This is a genomic window from Ginsengibacter sp. (assembly GCF_057362405.1).
Genome location: NZ_JBMQQG010000176.1, coordinates 1 through 14,605, shown reverse-complemented (window position 1 = coordinate 14,605; position 14,605 = coordinate 1). Strand labels below are relative to the sequence as shown.

Sequence of the window (14,605 nt, the reverse complement as noted above, 5' to 3'; positions counted from 1 at the left end):
CCAATTTTAAAAACAATATAAGGACAAGCTACAGTTGTCATGTACAACGGATTTTGTTGATATGAGGGTGGATAAAAACATTCATACGGTGCAGCAGCTTTACCTCCTTTCCTGAAATCATTTTCTCTCAGATCATCTATATACGCTTTGGCTAATTGCCTTGCGTTTTTTTCATTCACTACTGCGATGGCATAACAAACCCAGCCTGTTGGTGTGCCCCAGTAAGCGCCGTTTTGATATTCATTTTTGTGAGCCAACGAAACTTCCCATGCTGTTTTCTCATTGTAATCATCTGTAGTCAATATATGCCTGATATTCCCTTTATATGCCAGAGTGCCTTTTTCATAAGCATCTGATAATGCCTGGCACGCTTTGGTGAGATCATTTCCTTCCAAAACATGAAGCCAGACAGCATATGCTGTTGACCATGTATCCGCCTGTTTGCTTTTGCCTGTTGAAGCGCGCAGCATACCTCTTTCATCTGCAAAAGTTGAAGGCAAGGCTTTTTTAATTGATGCGGCAATTTGTTTATATCGACCAGCTTTTAATGGTTGATGGATCTTTTCAAAGAGTTCAGCCATTTCGTTGGCTGCCCGGTATTTTAAAAGAGAGGGAAAGCAAAGATCTCCTGTAATTTCTTCCGCGTCTCTGAATCCAAAATCTACTCCCCTGAAAGCATCATTGGTGTATACAATATCATTACCTGCCCTGGCAGGAGGAACTTTAAATGCCATTTCTAACCGATCTATCAAACGGGTTCCATTAATTTCTTTATTAAGCAAAATAACATCCGAAGTAGTTTTTACATAATAAGATGCCATATGGATAAAAAAAAACTGGTCGCAATAAGGAGGCGTCATTCCAAATAGTTTTGTTCCCTGCTCTTCATAGCTATATGTGCCGGGATAATAAATAGGCAAACTATTATCAATGCGTATATGATCGGCAATGGCACCCAGAGGAACAAGGCTTCCATTTTTTGTAATCCATGTTTGATCGCATTGTGTAGATGCAGCAAGTAAAAGCATATGCTTTTGTTCTTTGCCGGTGATAAAGCCTGTTTCTAACGACATCGCGTAATCTCTTATCCAGAACGCCGGATAAGCATTTCGGCCACCCGGCCTGATCAACACACTACCGGTATTATTTGCACCGTGAGATGGAATCGATTGTCCCGGAAAAATTCTGGCACTGTCTATAACGGTTTCCGTAATTTTTTTTAAAAAAAGGAAATCATCTTTACTTACGAGCGCTTGTTGTTGCTGCGAGAAACAAAATGCATGAATAAATATGCTGAGTACAAGTATGACAATACGAACCATAACCCGTTTTTAAATTACAATATAGTTTTTTAAAAATATAATCAGCCAAGGCGTAAGAAAAACCTTAGTAGCAATCAAACCGGATTTTTGTGAACCGCATTACTTTATTCTTAACTCAGTGATATAATCCGGATGAATGGGTTTACAAAATGCAGTGTTCAGTTAGCTACAAAAACATCGGTGTAACTCCCATGCATACACGAACTTCGGGCAACTGGAAGTGAGGCTTTGCTCGCGGCAAAATTCTTTCAGCATCGGGGAAAATTGGTTTATTTAGAAAATTTGTAATTGGGAAGGGCCACAAAAAATGTCCGTAGTCAAAGACCTACGGACAGCAGTACTTATAAAATTGAACAAGGCAAAGGATGATCGCGGAGTTGAAATATTCAGCTTATTTGTAGTACATTTAGTTTGCCAAAATAACTATTATGAGAGTTTCCAATTTTTTTTGTACGTTAATGTTGATATTATCGTTCGCTTCCTGCTCTAAGAAAAATGACACAACTACCACACCCGTTAATCCGCCACCTCCGCCGTCACCACCGGTAACCGTATCGAATACAAAAGTTTACGTGGCTGGGTATACAGTCTCGGGAAATATCAGCAATGCAGTTTACTGGATAAATGATAGTCTAATAACCTTACCAGGTGCAAACGCTTCAAGTGAGGCAATTACGGTCTCAGGAAATGATATCTACGTGGCCGGTAATGTAAATGACAGCCTGGGCTATTGGAAAAACAACCAATTTGTTTCGTTATATCAGGCATCGGCAGGATATCAAATCTCAATTACAGTTGCCGGAAGCGATGTATATGTTGCGGGCAATGTATTAAGTAATGGAAATTCTGTTGCAACTTATTGGAAGAATGGAACAAAAATTAATCTTACAACCGATACAATTAATGCAGAAGCGAATGCCATTGCAGTATCCGGTACAGATGTATATGTAGCAGGGATAGTCGGAAATGAAGCTGCCTATTGGAAAAACGGTATAGAAACACCGCTTACTGATGGAAGCAGGACAGCCTATGCGAATGCAATAACACTATCCGGCTCTGATATATTTGTCGCCGGAGGCGAAAATGATGCGTCAGGAACGCATCTCCTCGCAAAGTATTGGAAGAATGGAACTCCATATTTAGTTAGCGATACGACACATACAGCAGTTCTGTTTGGTATGGCTGTGTCAGGTAAAAATGTATATGTTTCAGGATATGATAAGTATGGGCCTACCAGTTCCGGTAATCCCTTTTTAGCTGCTTATTGGAGCAATGGCATGCCGTCCTTATTGACTAATAATTTTGGCATTGCCTCTTCAGTTGCTGCTGATAGTGCTGCTGTATATGTGGCCTATTCAGGTCCATATTCCGGGAATTATGCATTGGCATTATATTCTAAAAATGGATTGAGCCACCTATTACCTGCGGGTTCAATAAGTGCAACAGCGTACGGCATATTTTTAAAATAACAAGATTTGCTCGCCGTGTTAGCCAAGGCATATAAAATGTTGCATGACGCAAGTCTGGGGCCTAGCTTCTGCCTGGGTTCACACAAAGACCGCGAAAGGAAGGGAACACCTACGAAGGCTAAGCAAAGACATGGCTAACGCACAAGGCTATGCGACAAAGCCTGGACTAAACAACCCTTTTTATATGTGTGGACTAAATAGGGGAACACCGACGGAGGCTGTGTAGTTCTTCTCAAAGTCGAAAGAATATGGAAATTGAATAAAAGCGAGAACATTACGCAACGTTAAGAATAAATATGTTGTCAAGCTTAAAACAGGTTTATGAAAACCATAATATTTAGTTTTATACTCATTCTTCTTGCGCCGGGATGTCGTAAGAGTAATGATAGTAGCAATATAGCCTCTAATGAAATTTTTCCTGGTAAGGTAGGAGACACATGGCGTTATTTAGTTTATGACACAACGACCGGAGGGGGTAGTTCGCAATATTATCTTGAAGTATCCATAATTGCAGACACCACTTTGGCGGGAGGAATACAAGCTACTATGTGGAAATATCAATATCCCAACTTTGCAGATACCAGCTTTGTCATTCTAAAAGGAGACACGATCCGGTATTTGAGTAATACAAATAACTTGTCATTGATAAAGCAATATGTAATTCCTTTTAGTGTAAATTCTTCATGGCCAAACCCTTTATGTGACCATAGTCAAGTAAGGGTCAGTGAAAGATCCGGTGTTGCTGTAGGCCAAACATACTTTTTAAATAGTTTTCACTTGACAAGCCAATCGGGGTGCCCTGATTTCTCTTTTGTTGAAGATGAGTGGATGGTAAATAATATTGGACTTGTACAAAGTTATTTCAACCCATCAGGTTCATTTATAGTAGCTACGCATATTACCAAGTGGTTACTGATGAGGTACAATCTTAAATAGGTATAATATACAATACGCGGGGCTCAGCCTTTCACAGAATAAACTATCGGTTACCAGGACCCTAATGTGAAACCCCGACAACGAAAGAACGCTGCGCCGTTTGAAGCCAAATTACAAAGTAATATGGATTGGCTAAGTTCACGAGAAAGCAAGAGTGAGCTTATTAGATTGATATGGTCTCCGGCATCGGGGTTTCCGGCAAGATTACTTTATATCGGAAGCCTGTACACTGAAAACTCCGCTGAGGCACAAAACTTAACACGACTGGTCCCGTTTTCGCAAAGTATGGCTAACGCACAAGGCTATTCGAAAAAGTACATGCGCTAACCAACCCTTTCTATCTGCCCGGTCTAAAAAGGGGTGACAGCCGCCTGGCAATGGTAAAAGAAAGGAAGCGCTGATACATGCTGCATTACTTACCACTTATCCCTATAATAAAACCTTTGAATATAAAAATCTGTTATTTTACTATCTCTTCAGGATTTCTCTAAAATTTTAAAAGAACTTCGCGATCCAAATAAATTTGACCTTGTGATGAAAATATTTTTACCTGCCCTTATATGTTTATTTAGTTTCCCGGTTTTTGCCCAAAAGTCCAAAAAAGAAAAAGAGGGGTATAATATAACCGGAACGTTGTTGGACTCACTTTCCGGCCATCCCCTGGAATATGCTACCATATCTGTTTTCCCCGAAGGAGCAAAGAAGCCGGTAAACGGCGCCGTTTCGGATATCAAGGGTAACTTCGTTGTAAATGGGGTAGCAGCGGGAACCTATAAAGTAGTGGCAGAATGTATTGGCTATAAACCCCGGACCTTTTACAACATTACCACTAACAAAGAACATCCGTCCATCGATATAAAAGATATTTCCCTGCAATCAAAGGTTACCGAAATGCAGGGAATTACCATCTCCGCACAGCCAAAGATTATTGAAAACAAGATTGATAAAATGGTCTTTAATGCAGAAAGAGATCTTACATCGCAAGTGGGTGTTGCTACGGATCTTTTAAAAAAAATACCGCAGGTTTCGGTAGATGTTGATGGAAATGTAGAATTAGCCGGCAGTTCAAGCATCCGTTTTTTGATCAATGGAAAACCATCTGCAGCATTTGGAAGTGATATTGCCGAGGTATTACAAGCCATCCCGGCCAGCCAGATAAAAAGTGTGGAGGTGATAACAACCCCCGGTGCAAAATATGATGCATCTGGGTTGGGAGGTATCATAAATATCATTCTAAAGAAAAATAATTCGCAGGGGATAAATGGAAATGTATCACTTACCGGGGGTACCCGAACAGAAAACGGCTCCTTTAACTTTAATGCCAGGAAAGGAAGATTTGGAATGAATGCACATGTAAGCGGAAATGCCCGGTTGAAAGCCGAATCTCTCTCTTCTTCTGACAGGCTTACCAAAGACACCTCGGCAAATACTACTGTTTTATTACAACAGGCGAGTTCCGGCTATGACCAGAGAAGCGGCTATGAAACCGGTCTTGGCTTTGATTATGATATCAATGACCACAATAGTATTACGGGCGCACTTTCATTTAGAAATTTCGGTCATAAAAGTTCAGGTGTTAATAACCAGGCACAGGATACGAAAGACATTAGCGGGAACCTTCTTTCAGATATTGAAAACTCCATCACGTCGAACCATACTTTTCATTTTCACAATGTAGATGCCAGCCTTGATTATAAAAAAACATTTACCAAAGATGGGCAGGAATTGGATTTGTCTTTTAATAGCAGTTCTGGAAACCGCAATGTAAATGATAATAATTACCAGTACGCATTACCGCAGGATTCACTCGTTTACAGTACGAAAGGCAATAACCCAGGTACCCAAAAAGAAACAGAAATACGCCTGGATTATACGCAACCCATTAAAAAGAATTTTCTGCTGGGAGTGGGAAGCAAACTCAGTTTGTATGATATTGCCGGCAATGCTAATGTAATGGAACTAAATGGACCCGGTGGCTACATAAAGAATAATTATTTGTCCAACATCCTGGATTATCATCAAAAAGTATATGCGCTTTATGCAGAAATGACCTTCCCGGTATTTAATTGGTTTAATGCCAAAATAGGAGAACGATATGAACGTACGGAAATCAATTCCTATTTTTCTGATGCACAACAACAGGCTAAAATTCCGGGCTATAATACTTTTGTGCCCTCCATCTTTTTCTCTAAGAAACTAACGGATAACTCGCAATTAAAACTTAGCTATACCAAAAGGATTGAAAGACCGGAATACTGGGATTTAAATCCTTTTATTAATACAAGCGATCCCAAAAATCTTTCAACAGGAAATCCATACCTGACACCCGAAATTGGCAAAAGGTATGAGTTGGGCTATAGCCTGGATGCGGATAAAATCGGGTCTTTCATGGTCAATTTGTTCTACCGGGTAAATGATCATGATATTCAACCTTACATCGTGTATTATCCTTCCCTACAGGTTGGCGACACTACTTATACAGATGTAGCGTTAAGTACCAATCAAAACATAGGAAGGGAAAATAATTATGGCGTCAATTTTTTCGCTTCAGCAAAGTTTTTTTCAAAGCTGGATATGAGAACCAACGTGTTTTTTTATGAAAGGCATACCATCAATACGATTGACAAAGGGTATAATTACAATAGTTTCAATTACCACGTTAACCTGAATGCAGATTACCAATTTTCCAAAACACTCCTGGCTGAATTTTTTGGTGATTTCAGATCGGCAAGGCATGAAGCGCAAGGCACCTATCCATCTTTTACTTCTTATAGCCTTGCAGTGCGTAAACAATTTTGGAATAAAAAAGCGAGCATTGCACTTACCGCATCCAATCCTTTTCAGAAAAATCTTTATATGAAAACAAAAGTTTTCGGACCCGGTTTTACAATAAATCAAACACGCACCATTCCTTTCCGTTCTATCGGTATTAATTTCACCTGGAAATTTGGCAGACTAGAATTCAAAAAAGATAAGGAAAAGGTTAATGATAGCTTGAATCCTCCTGCTGAAAACGGGTAACTGATGTTTGACTCGTCCTAAAAAAGTTTACAGGTTAATAGATAAATCCCGAGATTGCTTTTGGTCTCCCGGAGGGGTTTTTTATAGAATAAACTATCCATTACCAGGACCCTGGTGTGAAACCCCGACGACGAAAGAACGCTCCGCCCGTTTGCAGCTGAACTTCAAAGTAATATTGATTGGCAAAGTTCACGATAAAGCAAAAGCGGGCTTATTAAATTGATACAGTATCCGGCATTGGGGTTTCCGGCAAGGTTACTTTATTCTATTACTTCAATTCCACTTCGGCAACTTCCTGAAAATTGAGTATCGTTTTTTTTAATTGACGCATAGTAATGATAACGTTAATATATTGTTCGATTACCTTGCGACAAAAATCTATCCTGTATAAATACATTTAAAAATGAACTATCGCAAATTCGGAAATACGGACTTATTGGTAAGTGAAGTTGGATTTGGTGCCTGGGCAATTGGTGGTGGCGTTATGATTGGTAACACCGCTATTGGCTGGGGAGAAGCGAATGACGATGCTTCAACGACAGCTATTCATAAATCGTTGGAAGTGGGTATTAATTTTTTTGATACGGCTGACATTTACGGGCTGGGCCATTCGGAAGAACTGCTGGGGAATATTGTCGGAAACAAAAAGGATATCATCATTGCAACCAAGGTGGGCAATGTATCCCGGAACGATCAGTTCACTTTTGATTATAGCAAAGAATATATTTTAGAAGCCTGTGAAAAAAGTTTGAAAAGGCTCAGGCGCGAAACGATCGATTACTACCAGTTGCATACTGCCCGGTTATTGCACCTGCAACAGGGCGATTGTATAGAAGCCATGCAATTGTTACAACAAAGCGGGAAGATAAGATACTGGGGTTTGTCATTGAACACATACGAACCGTTTGCCGAGGCAAATTATTTGTTGGAAAATAAATTAGGAAGTGGTTTTCAGTTGGTATTAAATATCCTGAATCAAAAAGCGGTGCCCATTATAAAACAGGCAGGTGCGGCAGGATATGGCATAATAGCGAGGATGCCGCTGCAATTTGGGCTGCTCACCGGTAAATTTGATGCGGGTGTAAATTTCGCCGCTAATGATCATCGCAAAAAAAGAGTAACGAAAGATGTGGTTGACGCCTGCAACATTCATCTGCAGCAGGTTTGGAACCTCTGCGAAAAATACCAGCTAACGAAAACGCAACTGGCACTCAGCTATATTTTGAGTTATCCTCAAATATCAACGGTTATTCCCGGTATCAGGACGGCCGAACAAGCCGAAAGTAATACTAACGGGCTTGTTCAATTAGCAAAAGAAGATGTAAAATTTATTGAGGAACTAGGTACTGGTGATTTTGTTGAAGTGATGAATCTTATCCGGCAAAAGGAGGAATAGAAATATACTTTTTGGGAGCAGGACCCGGAGCGCAGACGGTATATAAATCGATGAATTGCACGGGAGTGCGGGGCATTTATCCTGTCCGTGAAACATCCCTGTTCAAAAATTTGTTTATATTCGCTTACTGTTCGCTTATGCCAAAACTTTCTTCACCTAGATTTTCTACTTATGAAAATTCCTTTGCTTCTCATTCTCGCAATCACCCCAGCTTTTATTTTTTCACAATCAACCAATCAGCAGTGGGAGTGGGCCAGGTCTTTTGGCGGAACAGGTACCGATAGCGCAAGGGATATCAAAATAAAAAATGGTTTCCTGTATGTTGCAGGCACTTTTACTTCACCACAGATTAACTGGGATAATACCACATTGACTAACGCAGGAGGTAAAGATATTTTTATTGCCAAATTAGATACCACCGGTAAAACTATTTGGGTGGAAAGTTTTGGCGGACGGGGTGATGAAGAGGTCTTGCAACTGGAAGTGAATAATAACGGAGATGCAGCTGTTTGGTGCACTTCATCGGGAAACAATATTGTTATTGGAAGTAATACACTTACCAACCCTGCAAATTTCTACGTTAAGGTGGATAAGGACGGCTATATCCTCAACAGCAATAACCCACCCGCCTCGTGTGTCTATGAAGATTTCGATATAGGCGATGATGGTTCTGTATACTTTAGCGGGCACTATTCGGATGTTTTCAACTTCGGCGGACAGGTTGCAGATACTTCGAAAGCAAAGAAAGGCGCTGTTATTTTTAAATATAATGCGGACGGCTCTGAGGCATGGGCTAGATACATTGTCTTGTATCCTAATCCCTTTTATTTCGGTCCTCCTGTGGACCAAACTCCCTCGATGAGAATCGAATATTCCGGCTTTGATAATTCGCTTTCATTTCTTTTTTATGATGGTTCTGTTTACGACGTGGCCGATACCTGGGATTATTCTCATTTAGGCAATCCGGATGTAATTATGGGAGGAGGAGGCACGGCTAATATCGTCGGCAAAATGACTGATACAGCCTTAAATTATCTAGGTAGTTACCCTGATGGCACATTTAAAGGTCACGTTTATGATTTTGAAACGGGTAATAGTAATGGGTTACATTTTTCATACTATGGATATGAAATTTTAACGGGCTATTTCTTTTATGTAAGAAAGGATTTTGATGAAACCAGGCAAACAATAAGAAAGTGGTTCGAATCGGCGGGAGGGGAACCTGACACGGGTGATATTGTGAAAATTGCTGCAGGCACACTAAGAACAAGTGAAAATGGGATGTACGAACTCTTCAATCACCACAATGCAAATAACAATAATCCAACTAACAATCTTGAAATACTGGACACCAATCTTGTTAGTAGAAAATTGATTTCGATTCCGGCATTTGGCCAGCAAACGTGGCTCAGCAAAAGTTTTACTGATACGAACGCTGTTTACTTTGCTGATAGTTATTACAACACATCGGTTCAGCTCAATGGTAACATCACCGGAGCAGGTATTATTCCAATTCAAAACAACGGGCAGTGTAATATATTTATTGGAAAATATAATATACACGGCAACCCGGGGATAACATTACTCCCTTCACCGGACAGGTTCAGGATATGCTCCGATTCCGTATCCCTGAACCTGGAAATCGCAAGCGGCGGTACAGGGCCCTTAACCTTTCGCTGGAAACCTGCATCCATTGTAAGCGATTCCACTATATTGAATCCTAAGGTTTTTACAACGGCGGATTCAGTAATTGCCACACTCACCATTACAGATAGTACAGGTAAGCTCTTTACAAAAAATTTTACTTTTTTTAAAGGCAGTATAATAGACCTAAGGCTTGTGCCAAGTGATACAATTGCCTGCCGGAAAGACACGATAACCCTGTCGCTTGCAGGCACTCAATTTATCCCTTGTTACTATTCTGCTTTCGGAGGATATTTATACACACCCATTTTTAATTCCATTACAGACGTACAGAAATACATAATGACGGGTGATCAAAAACTAACGTTATACTCTTACAATGATCCCTCTTTACCACCATCGCAATATTGTATAGCTTCGGCCGTACAGATTAGTACAAGCAAATCTTTCGCAACCCCACATGTCACTATTTGCCAGGGCGGTTCTTACTTTTTTCCTGATGGCAACGAGGCGGTCAATGTTCATCACCCGATCGTCTATACATGCACCATCAAGTCTTCTGTAGTTTGCGATAGTGTCATTACTACTTATTTGGGTATTGATACATTACCTGTAACGAATGAAATCCGCAAGGTATGCAAGGGAGCAAGCTTTACCTTTCCGGACGGTTGGACAATTGCCAATGTACAGGATGACATAACTTATACGAGTTATCTGCATTCATCTTCTGGTTGCGATACGATGACTATCACAACATATATGCAGGTAGTCAATGCCGTGAATACTGTTCAGGACACAGCTATTTGCAGCGGAAGTTCCTACACCTTCCCGGATGATTCTACATTTAGCAACATTCAATCACCTATATCTCACATCAGTCATTTACAAAGCGTGTATAGTTGCGATAGTAGCATTACGACAAATATTACGCTGTATCCATTAAACCAGTCTACACAAAGCGTAACGGTGTGTGCGGGTGCCAGCTATACTTTTGCTAACGATACCACAATAAATAATATTACTTCACCGCTTACGCATACAAGTCATTTCACTTCAATCAATGGTTGTGACAGCAGCATAAACTACAACGTGTCTGTGGTAAGCATCGATACCAGTATTGAAAAAAACGGAAAAACCCTTACCGCTAATTTTTCCAATAGTAATTATCAATGGCTTAATTGTACTACTGCTTACTCGGCAATTACTGATTCTATCAACCAATCTTTTACAGCCTCTTTTATCGGTGATTACGCAGTGAAAATTACAAGCCAGGGCTGTATCGATACTTCCGCCTGCTATGCTGTAACTGCCTCCGATCTAGGTTTAGGAGGAACGACAGAAGTAAATATATACCCGGTTCCTTCAAAAAGTACATTCATGGTTACAATAAAAACACCCTCATACGCGACTGTGAACCTTGTTTTGTACGATTTCCAGGGTAATAGAATATACGCAACATCTGTAAGCTTGCTACCAGGTATCAACACCGTCAGCCAAAATATCAGCAATCTGGCCAATGGTACGTACACACTGCGATTAATAAACAGGCAGACAGGGGAAACTATTACGAAGAGAATAATAAAAAACTAGAATAATGTTCAGTTTTTTTATTGTGAGATTAGGTATACGGGAACAGCCCCGATGAGCATAATTTTAATATTTTTTTGCCCTAAGCATTCGAGAAAGGGGTCAGATGTAAGCCCCTGTCTCCGGCAGGGTTATTCACTACTACTAAAGGAAAATGGCGCGGTAATATGAGAGCAGTCCGTTTTAGTTTTTTGCAGGGGAGTCGGCGAGTGAAAGTCAAAAGAACAGAGTTATTTTTAACTTACCGCTAGCCCTTTTCGTGAGACCCAGTTACGATATTATGGGGAGGGGAATGTACTTGCTCTTTCGAGAAGCACCAATGATACCTAACAGGTACGCATCCTAAAGTGGAGATCAAATCATTCATAAGCTGTTGCGGCGCGCCTGGCATTGAAAGGGTATTCGCGGATAATACCGGCTTGTTTCTACTGATTGTTATATAGCAATGTGATTTTATCTCCCGGCTTTGCCAGGTGTTTTTTCAGAATTTCCTGGTGAATTTCTTCCGGTTGTTTTACTCCGTTAACTATGAGCGACTCGTTCGAGAGTTGAATAGAAAGATTATCCCTGCTGGTGATAATGTTGTCTTTTTCCAGATCACTCACGATATCTTCGGCGATAGAATTGCGGGATAAAGAAATGGTGCCGGTAGTAAGAGTAAGTCCGGTGGAAGTAATGGTTGCGACTTTTGCAGGGTTTACGTTGATTTTTGAATTCACCGAAATCGCTGACGGTTTAGAATAGACGGCTGTCGCATTGCCGGCAACAGCTACAAGTTCTTCGTTTACGGTTGATGTTGCTGACACAGTCGGCATAACAGTAATTGCCGGCCTAACAGTTACTACCGGTTTTGTATAGACGCTGCTTGTTACTTTAACTGAATCCTTTCGAATTAATTCCAATTTCTTCTGCTGCAGTTCCAATTCTTCCACTTTTTTCTGTAATTCAATTTGCTTTCTTTTGAGTTTTTCTTCTTGTTGTATCATATCCTGCTGCATCCTCTGAGCCTGTATTTTCATCGATGAATCATTTTTCTGCATATACTCCGCCTGTTTTTGCATTTGCACTTCCTGTTGTTCCATCAATTCTTTTTGTCTTAGCATGTCCGTTTTTGCGAGTTCACTTTGTTCCTTCATTTTTTTGGAGTCTGTCTCCATCGCTTCCGCCTGCTCCCTCAGGCGTTCCTTTTGCAGGGCCAGCGTGTCGGATTGCAGCTTTAGTTTTATTTCCTGTTCCTTCATTCGAGCATGAATTTTTTCAATCATTGGCTGGTATTGTGCATACTGATCTGTCGGTATTTTCTTTCCGTTGATAAATAATTCTTTTATCTCGCTACCCTCTTCCTTTAGCTCCACACGTTTGCCATCTATATCTCCTTTGAAATTCATATTGTACTCGTCAGCGGTTGTATCTTTTTTAGGAATTGTATCCGTATAAGCGGAATATCTTTCGGTAAGTTTACTATCATTGCGTTGAGACGCGGTGTTTGTTAGGCTGTTTTGTACTATTACTTGTTCGGGCACTTCATTCCTCTTTTTTACATTGGGTGTATCTTTTTCTTTTTGTGGGTTAAATGCCACAGTTGCAAGGCAGGTAATTATAATGCCTGATGTCAATACCAGTTTTTCCATAGTGTTAAGTGTTTTATTATTGTTGGTTATAATTCGTTTTACCCTGTTCAGCAAATGATTTTTTGAGCCTGCAAAAGTGGCTGCATATTTTACGGCGGCATGATACTCCTGGAAGGTTACCAGTGCGTGAATAAATTTTTTTTTATCCTGTGTAATTGAAAGAGCGATATCATCACAACAACTTTCCCTTTCATTTTTTATGAGTGATGAAATCCATAATACAGCAGGATTAAAGAAGAAAAATATTTCAGCAAATTGTTGCAGCAGGTTCACCAAAAAATCGTTCCGTTTAATGTGCGCCAGCTCATGCAACAATATTGCTTCAACTTCGTCTACGGGTAACGTATTTAGCAAACCAATGGGAAATAACAACACAGGCTTCAGGTGGCCAATAACCATCGGCACTTTTGCAAGCGACGACTGCAGGAATATAACAGGTTTTTTAATGGCAAGCTTTTCGGAAAGTTCATGCAGCCTTTGGTTCCAGTGATCGCCTGCTTCCATTATCCATCTTCTCTTCAAACGCTGCAATGAATGTAATCCCGATATAAGTTGCAGGCATCTGAAAATAATCACCATTAACCATATAGAAACAATAATACCCGCATTTGCCCGGATGAAGGAAAGGGTTACATCCAGGATGTTTTTTGGGTTAAGTTGAACGGCAACTGGCTGGATGGCTGTTGAAGTAGTGGCAACAATCATTGCTTTATCGCTATCAGTAGCAACATGCGTTTCATCTGTAAAGGCTGAATAGAATTCCAGCACCATGCTCAGTGCAAACACAGCCAATAAACCCGTTAGCAGTTGATACCTTAATTGCGGCCCGTGTTTTTTTGTAAGTGTGATAATGATCCCTGCGAGTAAGGCCGCTATGGCGCCGATCCACAGTGAATCAACGAGCATAACGAATACAGCGTGCATGCCCGTTATATTAAATAAGTTATTGAAAACGTTTGTTGACATGATGATTTATTGAGCATATTTATTTTTTAGTATCCATTTTACTCAGCAACTCTTTTATTGCCTGCAATTCCTTTTTGTTTGTTTTCTTGTTGCCAAGCAGCTGCATAACAAGGCTGCTGGCTGAGCCTTTATAGAGGTTGTCTACAAATTTTTCAAGCAGTGCATTCTTTGTTTTCAGTTCAGGCTCAGCAGGGCTATATACGTGTTTCATATTGGTGTCATCTCTTTTTAGCAAGCCCTTGTCCTGCATTATCTGCATTAGTTTCAAAGTGGACGTGTATTGTACTGCTCTTGTTTGTTCGTTGAGCTTGTCGTTAACTTGCCTTACGGTGGATGGGCCAATTTCCCAGAGCACCTTCAATATTTCCAGTTCCGATTTGGTGGGTTCAGCCCTCGACTGATGACTGTCTTTTTTATCTTTCATTTTTTAAAGGTAGGAAATTTTTCGTACGAAAAAAGATTTATGAAATATTTTTTTTGAAAAAGAGGTATTTGTACTTGAGTAATCGCGAGAAAAATGGCTGTTACCAGAACTTGTTATTCTTTGAAACTTTTGCGTGCCCCTTTGATAACCGGCCCGGCATGCTAATCAAGCCAATATCTGTTATCTTCGATAACATAAAAGCTTTTCTG

At 40.3% G+C, this 14,605-nt stretch carries 8 protein-coding genes; 5 read left to right on the top strand and 3 right to left on the bottom strand.

Annotated features, from left to right (window positions below):
- On the bottom strand, positions 1-1,322 hold a 1,322-nt coding region (locus tag ACO1O5_RS14670; protein WP_486271462.1), incomplete at its 3' end, for a glucosidase family protein.
- 428 nt (positions 1,323-1,750) lie between these two features.
- Between ACO1O5_RS14670 and ACO1O5_RS14665 the strand changes: the two genes are divergently transcribed.
- The 5 genes from ACO1O5_RS14665 to ACO1O5_RS14645 all read left to right on the top strand — a co-directional run bounded on the left by ACO1O5_RS14665 (position 1,751) and on the right by ACO1O5_RS14645 (position 11,378).
- On the top strand, positions 1,751-2,791 hold the full coding sequence (locus ACO1O5_RS14665; protein ID WP_486271461.1) for a hypothetical protein: 1,041 nt from the start codon (positions 1,751-1,753) through the stop codon (positions 2,789-2,791).
- A 321-nt stretch (positions 2,792-3,112) separates the two neighbouring features.
- Positions 3,113-3,727 (top strand): hypothetical protein, encoded by a 615-nt coding sequence (locus tag ACO1O5_RS14660; RefSeq protein ID WP_486271459.1) that lies wholly within the window; start codon positions 3,113-3,115, stop codon positions 3,725-3,727.
- A gap of 534 nt (positions 3,728-4,261) precedes the next feature.
- Positions 4,262-6,748, top strand: coding sequence for a TonB-dependent receptor (locus ACO1O5_RS14655; protein ID WP_486271458.1), 2,487 nt, complete (start codon positions 4,262-4,264; stop codon positions 6,746-6,748).
- Positions 6,749-7,151: 403 nt separating this feature from the next.
- Positions 7,152-8,144 (top strand): aldo/keto reductase, encoded by a 993-nt coding sequence (locus ACO1O5_RS14650; RefSeq protein ID WP_486271456.1) that lies wholly within the window; start codon positions 7,152-7,154, stop codon positions 8,142-8,144.
- A gap of 171 nt (positions 8,145-8,315) precedes the next feature.
- The gene (locus tag ACO1O5_RS14645; protein WP_486271454.1) at positions 8,316-11,378 is read left to right on the top strand and encodes a T9SS type A sorting domain-containing protein; all 3,063 of its coding nucleotides are present in this window, start codon (positions 8,316-8,318) and stop codon (positions 11,376-11,378) included.
- Positions 11,379-11,800: 422 nt separating this feature from the next.
- Here the strand turns inward: ACO1O5_RS14645 and ACO1O5_RS14640 are convergent, their stop codons facing one another.
- The gene (locus ACO1O5_RS14640; protein WP_486271452.1) at positions 11,801-13,972 is read right to left on the bottom strand and encodes a M56 family metallopeptidase; all 2,172 of its coding nucleotides are present in this window, start codon (positions 13,970-13,972) and stop codon (positions 11,801-11,803) included.
- Between the two features lie 19 nt (positions 13,973-13,991).
- Complete coding sequence (locus ACO1O5_RS14635) at positions 13,992-14,396, bottom strand: BlaI/MecI/CopY family transcriptional regulator (protein WP_486271450.1); 405 nt, start codon at positions 14,394-14,396, stop codon at positions 13,992-13,994.
- Between the last annotated feature and the right edge of the window lie 209 nt (positions 14,397-14,605).

Bases quoted from the DNA above. Each gene is read 5' to 3' on its own strand.
- ACO1O5_RS14665 (WP_486271461.1), top strand. From the start codon at position 1,751: ATGAGAGTTTCCAATTTTTTTTGTACGTTAATGTTGATATTATCGTTC.
- ACO1O5_RS14660 (WP_486271459.1), top strand. From the start codon at position 3,113: ATGAAAACCATAATATTTAGTTTTATACTCATTCTTCTTGCGCCGGGA.
- ACO1O5_RS14655 (WP_486271458.1), top strand. From the start codon at position 4,262: ATGAAAATATTTTTACCTGCCCTTATATGTTTATTTAGTTTCCCGGTT.
- ACO1O5_RS14650 (WP_486271456.1), top strand. From the start codon at position 7,152: ATGAACTATCGCAAATTCGGAAATACGGACTTATTGGTAAGTGAAGTT.
- ACO1O5_RS14645 (WP_486271454.1), top strand. From the start codon at position 8,316: ATGAAAATTCCTTTGCTTCTCATTCTCGCAATCACCCCAGCTTTTATT.
- ACO1O5_RS14640 (WP_486271452.1), bottom strand. From the start codon at position 13,972: ATGTCAACAAACGTTTTCAATAACTTATTTAATATAACGGGCATGCAC.
- ACO1O5_RS14635 (WP_486271450.1), bottom strand. From the start codon at position 14,396: ATGAAAGATAAAAAAGACAGTCATCAGTCGAGGGCTGAACCCACCAAA.